The sequence below is a fragment of the Sphingopyxis sp. genome, assembly GCF_035944815.1.
Taxonomy (GTDB): domain Bacteria; phylum Pseudomonadota; class Alphaproteobacteria; order Sphingomonadales; family Sphingomonadaceae; genus Sphingopyxis.
Window position 1 is genome coordinate 479,478 of sequence record NZ_DASZAU010000002.1, and the last position, 13,716, is coordinate 493,193.

Here is a 13,716-nt window from a genome sequence, read left to right on the forward strand (position 1 = left end):
AGGTCAGGACCGGGCGCCGCATCGCGCACCAGCCGCGATCAGCTGGCGGCGAATTTCATCAGCTTGATGGCCTGTGAATCGATGATCGCACCGCCCACCCTTTTGGTTGCATAAAAATGCACGAAGGGCTTGTTGCTGAACGGATCGCGCAGGATGCGCGTCTCGCCGCGGTCGGCGACGAGGTAGCCGGCGCGGAAGTTGCCGAAGGCGATCGACAGGCTGTTCGCGCCGACGTCGGGCATGTCCTCGGCCTCGACCACCGGATAGCCGAGCAAGGTCGCGGCCTGCCCCTCGACCATCCCCGGCTGCCACACGAACGCGCCGTCGGTGGTCTTGAACTTGCGAATACGGCTCAGCGTATCGCTGTTCATCACCCAGCACGCGCCCTGCCGGTACGGCGCCTTCAGCGAATGGACGAGCTCGACGAGCTTGTCCTGCGGGTTCGAGGCCGGGAAAGCGCCCGCGGTCCCCGTCGCGAGATATTGCAGCGCCCCGAACGCGCGCACGCTGTCGACCTCGTTCGTCGCCGTATAGGTCAGGAAGCCCTTCGGCCGGTTCGTGCCGTTGCCGTTCACGAACGCGCTGCCCTCCGCCACCGCGAACTCGCGGCCGAGCTGTTCGGCCAGCCAGTCCTCGACGTCGAACATCGCATCGTCGAGCATCGCCTGGCTCGCCGCCGGATTGGCGTAAAGCTCGCCCGAGGGCGGCGCGATTTCGGCGAAGCTGCGCGTCGCGGTTTCGGGCCGCGCCGCGGTCTCGCCGACCCAGCCCGCACCCATCGATCCCGTCGCGACGAGCTTGCGATATCCGCTCGTCCCCGTCTGCACGACCGTCGCGATTCCGCGGATCGGCGACAGCGTCTTCAACGTCGCCGCGATGCTGCCGTCGATCTCGCGCGGCACGGCAAAGCCGCCGTCGCCGCCGCTGGCCCCCGACAGGCTCTTCATCTCGACGCCACCGCCCATATTGGCATCGATCCCGCGCCGCAGATATCGCTCGACAAAGGCGTCACGCGCCGGGTCGGCCGCCTTCGCCCCGTCGAGCGGCAGCCGCGAAGCCGCTACCGCTTGCGCGTCCACCTGCGCCTTCAGCGCCGCCACCGACGCCTTCAGCTCGTCGACCGCCTCGGCCGCGAGCACCGCATCGAACGCCCCGTCGAGCGCGTCCGCCTTCACTTCGATATCGTCCATATTCGTCACTCCTTCACCACCTGAATCACCCGCGCCGCCGGCTGCATCGGCGCCGCCACCAGACTCACTTCGGCGAGATCGAGCGCCACCAGCTCGCGCGGATAGCCCCCGCGCGCCGCGCGCACCCGATAGCCAAAGCTCAATCCCGTCAGCCCGCCCGCGGCGACCAGCCGCGCCGCCGCCGGGTGCGTCACCCGCGCCACGACGCGTAGGCCCCGCGCATCCTCCGCCAATGTCTCGATCGCTCCGACCACCGCGCCCGGCCGATGCTGCCACAGCAACGGCACCGCCCGCCGCTCGGCCAAGCTCGCCGCAAAGGCCCCGCTGCGCACGACGTCGCCGCCGCGGTCGACGCGGTCGAACACCGACGCATAGCCCGCAAAGCGCACCGTCACTTCAGCAGCCCCGGCAGCCCCAGTTTCACCGCCAGCCCGACGACGATCAGCGCGAGCACGCAGCGCACCGCCCAGTCGACCACCGCCGCCCACACGCTCTTCTTGGCATCGCGCCAGGCACCGAGCAGTTGCCGCAAATCGCTCACATCGTCGCGCGCCGCCTCGTCGGCGAGGCCGAGCCGCGCCAGCGCCCGCCGCGCCCCCAGCTCGCTCGCCTCCTCGACCACCGCGCGCAGCAAGGCCGCATCGGGCGCTCCGGCCACGCCGGTCCCCGCCAGCGCGATCAACCGCGCCAGCGCTTCTTCTTCGTCCATGTGCGTAACTCCTTTTCGTCACCCCGGACTTGATCCGGGGTCCCGCTCAGCGACGCCCGAAAAGCGGGACCCCGGGTCAAGCCCGGGGTGACGTTGATGTTAGATAAGCCCCAACAGCGCCTTCTTCTCATCCGCGGTCAGCCAGTCCGCCGCCGACACCTCGCGCCACAGCGCCATCCGGTCCTCGGCCAGCGCCGGCACCCGGTCGAGATCGACGCGTAGCTCCGCGCCCTCGAACCACCCCGCCAGCCCCTGCGCCACCGCCCCCAAAATCTTCGCGCACAAAGGCAACACCGTCAGCCGCCACAGCGCGCGGTTCGCCTCGCGATAATTGGCATAGGTCGCGTCCCCCGGCAGCCCCAGCAGCATCGGCGGCACCCCGAACGCCATGGCAATCTCGCGCGCGCTCGAATCCTTCAAAGCCAGGAAATCCATCTCCGCCGGCGACAGCGACAGCGCCTGCCACTTCAATCCGCCTTCGAGCAGCAACGGCCGCCCCGCATTCGCCCCGCCCGCAAAACTCTCCGCCAGCTCCTCGCGCAGCCGGTCCACTTGCTCGGCCGACAGCGGCATCCCCTTGTCGCCCGGGTCGTGCACCAGCGCCCCCGAAGGCCGCGCCGCATTCTCGAGCAGCGCTGCGTTCCACTTCGCCGCCGCATTATGCGCCGCGATCGCGCCCGCCGCGGCGCCCAGACACCCCGCACCATAATGATCGTCGAGCGGATGCAGCGCCTTCACATGCACCACCGCGACGCGCCCCGCGCCATCCTCGGCCGGCAGCACCGCGGCACTACCGCCGGCTTTATAGCGATACGCCACCGGCCACCCGCGCGCGTCGGCCTCGACCGTCACCCGCTCGGGCCTGAGGGCAAACAGCTCCGCCGGCGCGCCCGCGCCATCGGTCAAAATCTGCACATAGCCATTGCCGTGGAGCAGCAGCTGCGACGCCAGCGTCTCGACCAGCCCCTGCCCGCCCGACGTCGCCGCGATCAGCGCCCCCAGCGCCGGATCGCTCGCCACCACCGGCGCCGATCCCGCCGCTTCGGCCACCAGCCGCACCGCCCGCTGCACGATCGCATTGGACAGATAGCCCTCGCGCACCTGCGCCTCCCAGCTCAACGGCGCGGGCGCCGACCAGCTCCCATAGACACGCGACAAAGCGGGCCGCGCAGCCACCTGCGCGGCCTTGCGGCCAAACCAGTTCATGATGATCTCCTGTATTACGGAGTAGGTTTAGGGCGATAGTCCCGCTTATCGAGACATTGATCGTAAAGCTGGCGATCCAGCTTGATCCAATCGGTTTTGTCGATCCCTCTGACTCGGAATGCCGGGCTATGCGGAAAGGCCGAAGCAACCTTTATCCAGCGATTCTGCTCTTTAGCAATCAGGCGAATTTCATCAGCGACTTCTGTGAGATCCTGATCGCGACAGAATAGTATTGCTACATCGAACTCACGCTTTAGCGCGAGCCTGATCACATCAAGGGAGATGCGCACGTCGATGCCCTTTTCATCGCCATCAAGGAATGAGTGCTCGGTCCCGTCAGGCAGCCTCACCACCTTGTTCCGATAACGCAACGGTCTGGTAAAAACATATACGCCTTCGCGGCCCATTTGACCCGCTTTGGCTATCCAAAAATGATTCCAGAAGGGCTTATCGGCAGCGTCGGGGACGCCGGTATAGAAACGGGTCTGCTGCAATTGCCAACCGTGATCAGCGCAAACTCGCTCGGCCAATGCCTTGGGATTGAAGTTGGGCCAAGTGTACCCGAACGCTTGCTTTGCCGAATGGAACAGATTCTGGCCATCAAAGAAGGCGATGGCGCGAATCAACGGCAATTGCTCTGTCATCAACGGAACGTGTCAGGAACATCGCGATTTGCAAAGGCCCAAAATGAATAACCCCGCCGGAGGCCTTACGGCGTGTCCGACGGGGAAGAAGTTGATATGGTCCAAATAGGACAGTTCCTATTAACGTCAAGTGTATTTGTGCCCAGGTTGGGCACATCAAACCCGCCTTACCCCCGGCGCCCGCCCCCTCTTCAACCCCTCCAGCAATGCCGCCAGCGCCCAAACGCACGCATCCGCCCGATCGGGCGACCGCCCCGGCCCCGCATAGCCGCCGCCCACCTGCAACCCGCAAAGCTGATCCTCCAGCGCACCGAACGCCCCCGCATGCACCACGCGGCCGCGCTCATAGGCGATCGCCACCGGCTCCGCCCGCCGCGCCTTGCCGACGCTCGCGTGCACCGGCACCACCGGCAGCGTCAGTTCGGCCTGCCGCAGCGTGTTCTCGACCATCTCGCCGCCCATATTGCTCTCGGCGACCACGCGGTCGGCGCCCCAGCGCGCCGCCGCGCTCGCCACCGCCTGCGCCCACATATGCGGCGGTGGATTCTCGACGCTCGCATCCTCGACCACCGCCAGCCGTCCGTCGCGCAGCAGCGCCGCCACCACGATCCCGCACGCATCGCCCGTGCTGGTCGCCGGCGGATCGACGCCGATCACGACGCGCACCGGCTTGCCGATGCTGTCCGCTGCAACGCGGCACCGCTCGACCAGCCCCCGCGTCCACAGCGCGCCCTCGACATCTTCGAGCAATTCGCCATCGAGCTCCTGCCGCCCCAGCCGGGTGCCGCCATAACTCGCCACCATCGCCTCGACGAAATTGGAAGGAAGATAGGCATTGTCATTTGTCCCGCCGCGCGTTTCCTCGAAACCCGGCAACGCCATGATCCGCCGTATCAGCGTCGTCGGACGCGGCGTTGTGGTGACGAGCACGCGCGGCGCATCACCCTGCCGCAACCCCATCATCAGATTGTCCCACGCTGCGTCGCCCCTGGGCCATTTCGCCAGCTCGTCGCACCACGCCACATGGTGCTCGGGCCCGCGCAGATTCTCGGCCGCGGCTGCCGAATAGAGCGTTGCGACCGCGCCGCTGTCGAAATGCACTTCGCGCCGCCCACCGATCCAGTGCGGCTTCTCTTCCGATCGCGCGACCGCCAGCAGCCCGCTCGGCCCCTCGATCATCACGCGCTGCCCGTCGGCTTCGTTCGCTGCGACGAGCGCGATCCGGGCGCCCGGAACCATGCGCGCCCATTCGCTGATCCACTCGGCACCCGCACGCGTCTTGCCGAAACCGCGCCCGGCACGGATCATCCAGATGCGCCAGTTGCCCGGGGGCTCGCACTGTCCCGGTTGCGCCCAGCCCTGCCAGCGTTCGATCAGTTCCCGGCGATGCTTTTTCGACAAATGGCGCATCAACAGCCGGAGTTGCCCCGACGTCAGCTCGCCCAATTGCTCCAATATATCGCCGACGACGTCGCGGATCGCCTGCGCCACGGCTATAATTTGTCCCAGCCGCGCTGGCGGCGCAGGATCGCCAGTCGGGACAGGATCGCCTCGTCGGTTTCTTCGGAGGTCGGCACGCGCGCCGCGCCGCGCCGGTTGCTCTGCACCTTGCCGCTGCGAACCGTCGCGCGATAGCGACCCAAAAGCTGGATAGCCTGCTCCATCGTCATCGATTCGATGATCGGCGGCGCGACGTCGGCGTCCGTGGCACTTTCGGCCGCGCGCCTGTCGACGCGCGCAAGCGCCGCTTCGATCAGCCCTAGCTCCAGCCGCTGATATCCAACTTCGATCGCGTCGACCCATGCCGCCGCAAAGTCGGCGTCGCGGGTACGCAGCCGATAGATCATGCTCTTCGAAACGCCCGCCTCCCGCGCCGCGCGCGACATGTTGCAACATTCGGCCAGCCGCGCGAGAAAATCGTCGATCCGTTCTTGCGGAACCTCGCGCCCCGATGCCTTGGCCTTCATCAGCAAGCGTTCGTTACCGGCCCTGATGATCTCCTCCATCGCCACCTCCAAAAGCATTCGGGCCGGAACACCCTCCCGCATCGGAAGGGCGCCGGCCCGAATCGCAATTCTTCATGATGTGATACTTGTGCCATAACAGCGTAACGATGTCAATATAAATAACCTATATGGTGAATTCTTATCTGCGCAGCCGGACACCGCGCTTCCCTCGCGCGGCGATCGCCTGTAAGGCTGCAAAGCCCGACGGGACGGCAGCAGCCACCCCCGAAAGGCCTATTTTCGGCGCGCTGCCCCGTTGGGAGGCACCGTCGATCGGACAGGAAAAGCGGCGCATGACCGACACTCTGGGAGCAAGGATCGCGCAAATCGGGACGCAGCCCGATCGCCGCCTGCTCGCCATCGGCGCCGGCGCGCTGCTCTGGGCGTTCGTCACGCTCGCCAGCGCGGCGCAGGGACAGCTGCTGTCGGCTTATCATGGCCGCGCGCAGGACTGGTGGCCGACGCTCGGCTATACGGCGGCGATCTTTTCGGTGTGGGCGCTGCTGACGCCCCTGCTGCTCAAGGCGGCCGACGCGCTGCTCGCCGCGCGGCTGCCGCGCGGGATCGCGGCGATGCTCTGGGTCCTCGTCTATCCGCTCGCGACGGCGCTGCATGTCGCGCTCTTCGCGCTCGTCTTCTGGCCCGTCTACGGGTCGCGCGCACCGACGCCCTGGGCGATGATGGAGCCGGTGCTGCTCGCCAATTTCGACAAGGCCGCCTTTGCCTATCTCGCGCTGGTCGCCGCCGCGCACCTGCGTCGCCGCCTGCGCGCGCGGGCGCCTGCCCGGCCGGCGGCCGCACCCGCCCCTGCGCCCGCCTCCGCAAACGACGACGGGCTGTGGATTCGCGTGTCGGGCGGGTCGCACCGCGTGGCGCTCGCCGAGATCGACTGGATCGCGGCGGCGGGCGACTATGCCGAGGTCCATGCCGGCGGGCGCAGCCTGCTCACCGACCGCTCGCTCGCGGCGCTCGCGGCCGAGCTGCCGGGCGCCGAATTCGCGCGCATCCATCGCGGCGCGATCGTGCGGCTCGACCGGGTGCGCGAGGTGCGCCGCCTCGGCCGCGGCGACGCCAGCCTGCTGCTTTGCACCGGTCAGGCGCTGCGTCTCAGCCGCCGCTACCGCGAGAATGTCGCCGCCCATTTCGGCTTCTGACCCGCTCGGCGAAGCGGCGGTCCCGCTCGCCGATCAAGCCTCGCCTGCGCCCCGCCGCAGGCCGACATGCGCCGCGAACCACAGGAAAGGGTTATCGCCATGCGCCCCGCACATCTTCTATTTGCCTTGCTCGCCGCGCCGCTCTTCGTCGCTATCGCGCCACCGGCATCCGCCGCGCCGCCCCCGGCGCCCCGCCCGGCACCGGCCGAAGACGCGGTGCTCGTCGTCGGCGCGCTCCATGATCTCCACCTGCGCGAGCCGGCGTTCGGCTATGACGATCTCGACGCCGCGATCCGCGCCTTCGCGCCCGACGTGCTCGTGCTCGAAGTGCGCGCCGACGAACTCGCGGGGCGCACAGCGACCCCCGGGCGGCCCGAATATCCCGCGGTGATCTGGCCGCTGCTCGCGGCGATGGAGGTCGAGGCGGTGGCGATGGAGCCCGACGGCGACCTGTTCAAGGCGATTTCGGGCGAAGCGGGCGCCGCCTTCGACGCGATGCGCCAACGCGACCCCGACGGCGCCGCCGCGCTGTCGCGCCTCGCCGCCGATGTCGACACCTTCCTCCTCGCCTATTGGGGGGACGCGGGACAGGTTCATGACGCGACGACCGCCGCGCTCGCCGACGGGGTGCAATCGGCGCGCTTCGCGCTCGTCGGCCCCGCCTTCGTACAGGCGCAGGCGCGCTGGGACGATTTCATGACCGGCCGCGCGCTCGCGGCGATCCGCGCGCATCCCGGCAAGCGGGTGATGGTGATCGGCAGCTATAAAAATCGCGCGCTGCTCGAAGCCGCGGTTCGCAAGGCCGCCCCGCAGCGCCTTGTCGGCGCATCGGCGTGGTTCGGACAGGATGGGACGGAACGATGAAGCGCTGGTATCACGGCAGCTGCCACTGCGGCGCGGTGAAATTCCGGGTCGCCATCGATATCGATGCGGGGACCAGCAAGTGCAATTGCCGCTTCTGCTGGAGACAGCGCAACTGGAATGTCGGCGGGCTGAAACCGGTGGATTTCGAGCTGCTTGCGGGCGAAGAGGCGCTGACCGGCTATGCGCGCGAGGGCGAGGGCTTTGCGATCGCGCACCAGTTCTGCGGGCGCTGCGGCACGCCGACGCACGGCAGCGGCTACCTCGAGGAGCTCGGCGGCGCCTTCGTCGCGGTGCGCGTCGCGGCGATCGACGACCTGCCGGTCGCCGACCTTGTCGCCGCGCCCGTCACCTATTGCGACGGTCTCCACGACAATTGGCGGAACCGCCCCGACGAGACGCGCCACCTCTGACGCCGCGGCGGTGTATCACCGCGCCTCGACGATCCCCCGGCACGGCCCGAAACCGATCGACACGAACCCCGGCGCTTCGAGGGTGCCGGCGATCGAAATCTCGTCGCCATCCTCGATGAAACGCCGCTCCTCGCCGCCGGGCAGGATCAGCGGATCGCGCCCGCCGGCGGTGATTTCGAGCAGGCTGCCGAACGCGCCGCGCCCGGGCCCCGAAATCGTCCCGGTGCCCAGCAGGTCTCCGGGATTGAGGTTGCAGCCGCCGACGCTGTGATGCGCGACCATCTGCGCGATGGTCCAGTACATATGCGTCGCCATGCCGCGGCTCAGCCGGTGCGGTGCCAGTCCCTGCTCGCGCATCCGGCGCGACGCGATCGAGACCTCCAGCCGCGCCGCGATCGCGCCCGCCTGCTGGTCGCGCTCGTCCCACAGATAGGGCATCGGCTGCGGGTCGCCCGCGGGCCGCGCCGGCTGCGCGACGCGAAAGGGCGCCAGCGCTTCGGCGGTGACGATCCACGGCGACACGGTGGTGACGAAATTCTTCGCAAGGAAAGGGCCGAGCGGCTGATATTCCCACGCCTGCACGTCGCGCGCCGACCAGTCGTTGAGCAACGTCAGCCCCGCGATATGCTCGCCCGCATCCCCGATCGCGATCGGCTCGCCCAGCGCATTGCCCGGCCCGATCCAGACGCCGAGCTCGAGTTCATAGTCGAGCCGTTCGGTCGGGCCGAACAGCGGTGCATCGCGGTCGGGTGCGCGGCGCTGGCCCGACGGGCGCACCACCCGCGTCCCCGAAACCGCGACCGACGACGCGCGGCCATGATAGCCGATCGGGACATGCTTGTAATTGGGGAGCAGCGGCTGGTCGGGCCGGAACAGCCGGCCGACGTTGGTCGCGTGATGGATGCCGACGTAAAAGTCGGTGTAGTCGCCGACCCGCGCCGGCAGGTGCATCGTCGCGCGCGCCGCCTCGTGCAGCATCGGCGCGACGGCGGCCGCACAGCCGGGGTCCGACAACAGCCGCGACACGTCGCGCCGCAGCGCGCGCCGCGCGCCGCTGCCGAGCGCCAGCAGGGCGTTGAGCGTATCGCCCGCACCCGCCGCTGCCGCCGCCCGCGCGGCGCCGCCGAGCAGCCCGGCGAGCCCGGGCGCCGACAGGTCGAGGATGCAGTCGCCGATCGCGATCCCGCCGCGCGGCGCTTCGCCGGGCGGCGCAAAAATGCCGAGCGGCAGGTTCTGGACCGGGAAGTCGGCATGGCCATTCGCCGACGCGACCCAGCTGGTCCGCGCCGCGTCATGCGTCGCGTCGATCGCCGGAAGGCCGGATGCGGTGCTCATCGCCGGCCCTTCAGACGGGGCGCGCACGCCGCGACGAAACGGTCGACGCTCGCCTCGCCCAGCCCCGCGATATTGATCCGGCCGTTCCCCGCCATATAGATGCCATGGTCGCGGCGCAGCGCCGCGACGGCGTCCGGCGCCAGCGGCAACAGCGCGAACATGCCCTGCTGCCGCCCGATCGGCTCGAGCCGCGGATCGCGCGCCGCCAGCCGCTGCCGCAGCATCCCGATCCGCGCCGCCATCGCCGCCAGCTCGGCGATCCATTCGGCCCGGAGCGCCGGGGTTTCGAGGATGTGGCGCACCACCGCCGCGCCATGGTCGGGCGGCATCGACCAGTTGACCCGCGCGAGCGCATAGAGGTTCGATCGCACCGCATCGACCTGCCCCGCCTGCGTCTTGACCCAGATCGCGCCGACGCGGTCGCGGTAGAGGCCGAAATTCTTGTCGCAGCTATAGGCGACCACCGCCTCGGGCACGCGCTCGACCAGCCGCCGCACCCCCGCCGCATCGGCATCGAGCCCCTGCCCCAGCCCGTGATAGGCGAGGTCGACGAAGGGCAGCAGCCCGCGGCGGACGCACAGTTCGGCGATCGCCTCCCATTGCGCGAGGTCGAACGACACGCCGGTCGGATTGTGGCAGCATCCGTGGAGCAGCACGACATCGCCCGCCGCCGCCGCATCGAGATCGGCCATCATCGCGCCGAAATCGAGATCGGACCGGTCGGCGTCGAAGAAGCGATGGCTTCGCACGACCAGCCCGGCGCCGGTCAGCAGCGGCGCATGATTGGCCCAGGTCGGCGTGCCGACCCAGATGCTGCGCCCCGGCGCCGCGCGGGCGAGCAATTCGGCGCCGAGCCGGAGCGCGCCCGTCCCGCCGGGCGTCTGGAGCCCGATCAGCCCGTCCGCCGCGCCCGCCCCGAACAGCAGTTCGGCCAGCAAGGCGGCAAAGCGCGCATCGCCCTCGGGCCCGAGGTAGGATTTGCTCGCCTGCGTGTCGGCGAGCCAGCGCTCGGCCTGCTTGACCGCCGCAAAGACCGGGGTCGCCCCCGCCGCGTCGCGATAGACGCCGACGCCGACGTCGATCTTGCCGGGGCGCGGGTCGGCGGCATGCAGGCCGATCAGCGCAAGCAGCGCGTCAGGCGCCTCGGGCGTCAGCGCCGCGAAATGCGACGCGGCGCGCACGGCGTCGCCGCCCACGCCGCTCATGCCGCCACCGCCCGGCTGCGCGCATAATCCTGCGTGCCGCGCGTGAAGATCCGGTCTTCGGGCAGCAGGCTGTCGGTGCTATGGGCGGCCGCACCGGCCAGCTTTGCGTAGAGCGGCGCGAAATCGGTGCGCAGCGTCCGGTCGAGCAATTGCTCGAAACTGTCGATGACGAAATAGCTCTGCTGGTAATCGTCGATCCGATATTCGGTCTGCATCAGCCGCTCGAGGTCGAAACCGATGCGATGCGGCGACGGATCGTCGAGCGCGAAGCGCGATTCGCCATAGGAAGAGACGATCCCCGCGCCATAGATGCGCAGCCCGTCGGCGGTATCGATCAGCCCGAACTCGACCGTGTACCAGTAAAGCCGCGCCAGATTGTCCAGCCCGCCATAGGCCAGCGACCGCTGCCCGCCCTTGCCATAGGATTCCATATAATCGGCGAACACCGGGTTCGCGAGCAACGGCACATGGCCGAACACATCGTGAAAAATGTCGGGTTCCTGCAGATAGTCGAGCTGCTCGGGGGTGCGGATGAAATTGCCCGAAACGAACCGCCGGTTCGCCAGATGGTCGAAAAACACATCGTCGGGCACCAGCCCCGGGACGGCGACGACCTGCCAGCCGGTCGCCTTCATCAACCGCTCGTTGAGCTCGTCGAAATTGGGAATTCCCGGCTTCGAAAGCCGCAGGATATCGAGCCCGGCCAGGAACTCGGGCGCGGCGCGCCCCGGCAGCATCTTCGCCTGCCGCGCGAACAGCCGGTCCCACATCGCATGGTCGGCGGCGCTATAATCCTCCCACCCCTGTGCGATCGTCCAGTCTTCGGATGCCCCCTCGGGGCGCTGTTGCCTGTCGCTTGCCATGGCGACGTTTTTTCACATCGTCGGCGAATTATCTTTTCAAAATCCGCCATTGCTAAGCCAAATATGAATACAATGTTTCAAAATCCGCCATTATGTGAAATATATCATCCATGGACGAGATCGACCGCCGCATCCTGCGCGAACTTCAGGCCGACGCCGCGCTCAGCAACGCCGAACTGGCCGAACGCGTCGGCAGCTCGGCGCCGTCGTGCTGGCGGCGCATCCGGTCGCTCGAGGCCGCGGGCATTCTCGGCCCCGCGGTCCGCCTGCTCGACGCGGCAAAGGTCGATTGCGGCGTCAGCGTCATCTGCAATGTGCGGATGCGCAACCACGCTGCCGACAGCACCAAAGCGTTCGAGGCGTTCGTTCTCGGCCGCCCCGAAATCATGGACTGCTATTCGATGTCGGGCGACTGGGACTATCTGCTGCGCATCGTCGCGCCCGACGTCGCGGGTTACGAACGCTTCCTGATGCGCGTCCTCCTCGGCCACCCCAGCGTCGCGACCGCGTCGTCGCATTTCGCGCTGTCGCAAACCAAATACAGCACCCGGCTTCCCGTCTGACGCCGCGCGTCAGCCCCCGATCGGCGCCAGCCCGTCCATGATCGCGGTCAGCGCCAGCGCATTCTCGCGCTCCATCGCGCTGTGCCCGGCGTTGGTCACGACATAGGTCCGCGGCGCGCCGCCCGCGTCGGTCAGCGCCGCGACCAGCCGCGACGCCTGCGTCAGCGGGCACACCTCGTCGAACCGCCCATGGACGATATGCACCGGGATGCGCGCCAGCGTCGCGATATGGTCGAAGAAATGCCCCGCCGGCAGGAACAGGTCATTGGCGAAATAATGCGCCTCGATCTGCGCGAAACACAGCGCGAAATCGGCCTCGCCGAACTTCCCCGTATCGGCGGTCTCGGGGATCATGTTCGAAATCACCCCCTCCCACAGCGACCAGGTCAGCGCCGCCTGCAACTGGCGCTCCTTCTCGGCTGCGGTCGCGGGCACATGATCGAAAATCGCCTTGTATGATGTCATCACGTCGCGGCGCTCGTCGACGCTCAGCACCGACAGCAGCGCCGCCCATTCGGCGGGATATTTCATATAGGCGCCGGGCTCGGTCAGCCCATAGGGGTCGGCGTCCCACGTCGCGGCATTGCCCTGATACAGATAGAGCAAATCCTCCGCCGCGCCGAGGAAGATGCCGCGCAGGATCAGGCTCGCGGTATGATCGGGATGCGCGATGCCATAGGCCATCGCGAGCGTGCTGCCCCAGCTGCCGCCGAACACATGCATCGGCCCGGCGATCTCCAGCTTCTCGCGCAATTTCTCGATATCGCCGATCAGGTCGTCGGTGGTGTTTTTGGCTAACGCCACCGCCGGCCCGGCCGACGCGACATTGGGCTCGCTCTTGCCGCAACCGCGCTGGTCGAACAGGATGACGCGATAGCGCTTGGGATCGAAGAATCGCGCCATCGCCGGCGCGCACGCACCGCCGGGACCGCCGTGCAGGAACATCACCGGCTCGCCGTCGGGATTGCCATATTCTTCCCAATAGATGCGGTGCGCCGGGTCGCGGTCGACCTCGAGCCAGCCAAAATTCAGGCACGGCGGCTGCGGATAGACCCAGTCGTCGCCGATCTTGCTCGAAGCCTGCAACCGCGAAAAATCCATATTTGATGCCTTCCTTCAAAATCCCTGTCCGCCGGATCATTGGCTTATCGAGGCAGGGTGGCGGAATATGACGACGCGCGCAACGATCGCCAGCCGAGCAGGCTTCGCGCTTCGTCGCCGGATTTCTCGACGAAGGGCGGCAATGGAGCCGGTTGCGGTCATAATATCCTCCCTGTGCCGCAGGCATGGGGAGGTGGCAGCGCGAAGCGCTGACGGAGGGGCTAATGGCACAACGTCGCCGCCCCTCCACCACCGCTTCGCGGCGGTCCCCCTCCCCACGGCTACGCCGCAGGGAGGATTCTCAGGCCCGTCATCCTGGACTTGACCCGGGATGACAGAGAGAGAGGGAAGCAGCCGATAGAGATGTGCACCCCGGCGAAAGCAGGGGCCCATCTCCCCACGGCGCAATTGGGCCCCGGCTTTCGCCGGGGTTCACATAGGAGCCGCAAACGCCCGCACACCACCC

Annotated in this window: 15 protein-coding genes; 4 read left to right on the forward strand and 11 right to left on the reverse strand. The window is 68.1% G+C overall.

Features of this window, described 5'->3' with window-relative positions:
• Window positions 1-38: 38 nt before the first annotated feature.
• The 7 genes from VGU00_RS03300 to VGU00_RS03330 all read right to left on the reverse strand — a co-directional run bounded on the left by VGU00_RS03300 (window position 39) and on the right by VGU00_RS03330 (window position 5,755).
• Window positions 39-1,190, reverse strand: coding sequence for a phage major capsid protein (locus tag VGU00_RS03300; protein WP_327465453.1), 1,152 nt, complete (start codon window positions 1,188-1,190; stop codon window positions 39-41).
• A 5-nt stretch (window positions 1,191-1,195) separates the two neighbouring features.
• Entirely contained in the window at window positions 1,196-1,585 is a 390-nt protein-coding gene (locus tag VGU00_RS03305) for an HK97 family phage prohead protease (protein WP_327465455.1), read from the reverse strand.
• Complete coding sequence (locus VGU00_RS03310; RefSeq protein WP_327465457.1) at window positions 1,582-1,899, reverse strand: DUF6127 family protein; 318 nt, start codon at window positions 1,897-1,899, stop codon at window positions 1,582-1,584. The genes VGU00_RS03305 and VGU00_RS03310 overlap by 4 nt, the downstream gene beginning before the upstream one ends.
• Window positions 1,900-1,998: 99 nt before the next feature.
• Window positions 1,999-3,105 (reverse strand): phage portal protein, encoded by a 1,107-nt coding sequence (locus tag VGU00_RS03315; protein ID WP_327465458.1) that lies wholly within the window; start codon window positions 3,103-3,105, stop codon window positions 1,999-2,001.
• A gap of 14 nt (window positions 3,106-3,119) precedes the next feature.
• On the reverse strand, window positions 3,120-3,749 hold the full coding sequence (locus VGU00_RS03320; RefSeq protein WP_327465460.1) for an NYN domain-containing protein: 630 nt from the start codon (window positions 3,747-3,749) through the stop codon (window positions 3,120-3,122).
• Window positions 3,750-3,905: 156 nt separating this feature from the next.
• Complete coding sequence (locus VGU00_RS03325; protein WP_327465777.1) at window positions 3,906-5,159, reverse strand: DNA-packaging protein; 1,254 nt, start codon at window positions 5,157-5,159, stop codon at window positions 3,906-3,908.
• 83 nt (window positions 5,160-5,242) lie between these two features.
• Entirely contained in the window at window positions 5,243-5,755 is a 513-nt protein-coding gene (locus tag VGU00_RS03330) for a hypothetical protein (protein WP_327465462.1), read from the reverse strand.
• Between the two features lie 293 nt (window positions 5,756-6,048).
• Here VGU00_RS03330 and VGU00_RS03335 point away from each other — a divergent pair, with 293 nt between their 5' ends.
• The 3 genes from VGU00_RS03335 (at window position 6,049) to VGU00_RS03345 (ending at window position 8,183) form a co-directional block, all read left to right on the forward strand.
• Entirely contained in the window at window positions 6,049-6,909 is an 861-nt protein-coding gene (locus VGU00_RS03335; RefSeq protein WP_327465464.1) for a LytTR family DNA-binding domain-containing protein, read from the forward strand.
• A 99-nt stretch (window positions 6,910-7,008) separates the two neighbouring features.
• On the forward strand, window positions 7,009-7,773 hold the full coding sequence (locus tag VGU00_RS03340) for a hypothetical protein (protein ID WP_327465466.1): 765 nt from the start codon (window positions 7,009-7,011) through the stop codon (window positions 7,771-7,773).
• Window positions 7,770-8,183 carry a GFA family protein gene (locus VGU00_RS03345; protein ID WP_327465468.1) on the forward strand — a complete coding sequence of 138 codons (414 nt, stop codon included), beginning with the start codon at window positions 7,770-7,772 and terminating at the stop codon, window positions 8,181-8,183. Before VGU00_RS03340 ends, VGU00_RS03345 begins: the two co-directional genes overlap by 4 nt.
• A 15-nt stretch (window positions 8,184-8,198) precedes the next feature.
• Here VGU00_RS03345 and fahA read toward each other — a convergent pair whose 3' ends face one another.
• From fahA to phhA, 3 genes are read right to left on the reverse strand one after another with little or no spacing between them, the layout of a single operon-like run.
• Window positions 8,199-9,518, reverse strand: coding sequence for a fumarylacetoacetase (gene fahA / locus VGU00_RS03350; protein WP_327465470.1), 1,320 nt, complete (start codon window positions 9,516-9,518; stop codon window positions 8,199-8,201).
• Window positions 9,515-10,723 (reverse strand): amino acid aminotransferase, encoded by a 1,209-nt coding sequence (locus VGU00_RS03355; RefSeq protein WP_327465472.1) that lies wholly within the window; start codon window positions 10,721-10,723, stop codon window positions 9,515-9,517. Before VGU00_RS03355 ends, fahA begins: the two co-directional genes overlap by 4 nt.
• Window positions 10,720-11,586 (reverse strand): phenylalanine 4-monooxygenase, encoded by an 867-nt coding sequence (gene phhA / locus VGU00_RS03360; protein WP_327465474.1) that lies wholly within the window; start codon window positions 11,584-11,586, stop codon window positions 10,720-10,722. The genes VGU00_RS03355 and phhA overlap by 4 nt, the downstream gene beginning before the upstream one ends.
• Before the next feature lie 110 nt (window positions 11,587-11,696).
• Between phhA and VGU00_RS03365 the strand changes: the two genes are divergently transcribed.
• On the forward strand, window positions 11,697-12,149 hold the full coding sequence (locus VGU00_RS03365) for an Lrp/AsnC family transcriptional regulator (protein ID WP_327465476.1): 453 nt from the start codon (window positions 11,697-11,699) through the stop codon (window positions 12,147-12,149).
• 9 nt (window positions 12,150-12,158) lie between these two features.
• Here the strand turns inward: VGU00_RS03365 and pip are convergent, their stop codons facing one another.
• Window positions 12,159-13,250 (reverse strand): prolyl aminopeptidase, encoded by a 1,092-nt coding sequence (gene pip / locus VGU00_RS03370; RefSeq protein WP_327465478.1) that lies wholly within the window; start codon window positions 13,248-13,250, stop codon window positions 12,159-12,161.
• Between the last annotated feature and the right edge of the window lie 466 nt (window positions 13,251-13,716).

Coding starts and splice junctions, on each gene's coding strand:
- VGU00_RS03300 (WP_327465453.1), bottom strand. CDS start 1,190: ATGGACGATATCGAAGTGAAGGCGGACGCGCTCGACGGGGCGTTCGAT.
- VGU00_RS03310 (WP_327465457.1), bottom strand. CDS start 1,899: ATGGACGAAGAAGAAGCGCTGGCGCGGTTGATCGCGCTGGCGGGGACC.
- VGU00_RS03315 (WP_327465458.1), bottom strand. CDS start 3,105: ATGAACTGGTTTGGCCGCAAGGCCGCGCAGGTGGCTGCGCGGCCCGCT.
- VGU00_RS03320 (WP_327465460.1), bottom strand. CDS start 3,749: ATGACAGAGCAATTGCCGTTGATTCGCGCCATCGCCTTCTTTGATGGC.
- VGU00_RS03325 (WP_327465777.1), bottom strand. CDS start 5,159: ATGCGCCATTTGTCGAAAAAGCATCGCCGGGAACTGATCGAACGCTGG.
- VGU00_RS03330 (WP_327465462.1), bottom strand. CDS start 5,755: ATGGAGGAGATCATCAGGGCCGGTAACGAACGCTTGCTGATGAAGGCC.
- VGU00_RS03335 (WP_327465464.1), top strand. CDS start 6,049: ATGACCGACACTCTGGGAGCAAGGATCGCGCAAATCGGGACGCAGCCC.
- VGU00_RS03340 (WP_327465466.1), top strand. CDS start 7,009: ATGCGCCCCGCACATCTTCTATTTGCCTTGCTCGCCGCGCCGCTCTTC.
- VGU00_RS03345 (WP_327465468.1), top strand. CDS start 7,770: ATGAAGCGCTGGTATCACGGCAGCTGCCACTGCGGCGCGGTGAAATTC.
- fahA (WP_327465470.1), bottom strand. CDS start 9,518: ATGAGCACCGCATCCGGCCTTCCGGCGATCGACGCGACGCATGACGCG.
- VGU00_RS03355 (WP_327465472.1), bottom strand. CDS start 10,723: ATGAGCGGCGTGGGCGGCGACGCCGTGCGCGCCGCGTCGCATTTCGCG.
- phhA (WP_327465474.1), bottom strand. CDS start 11,586: ATGGCAAGCGACAGGCAACAGCGCCCCGAGGGGGCATCCGAAGACTGG.
- VGU00_RS03365 (WP_327465476.1), top strand. CDS start 11,697: ATGGACGAGATCGACCGCCGCATCCTGCGCGAACTTCAGGCCGACGCC.
- pip (WP_327465478.1), bottom strand. CDS start 13,250: ATGGATTTTTCGCGGTTGCAGGCTTCGAGCAAGATCGGCGACGACTGG.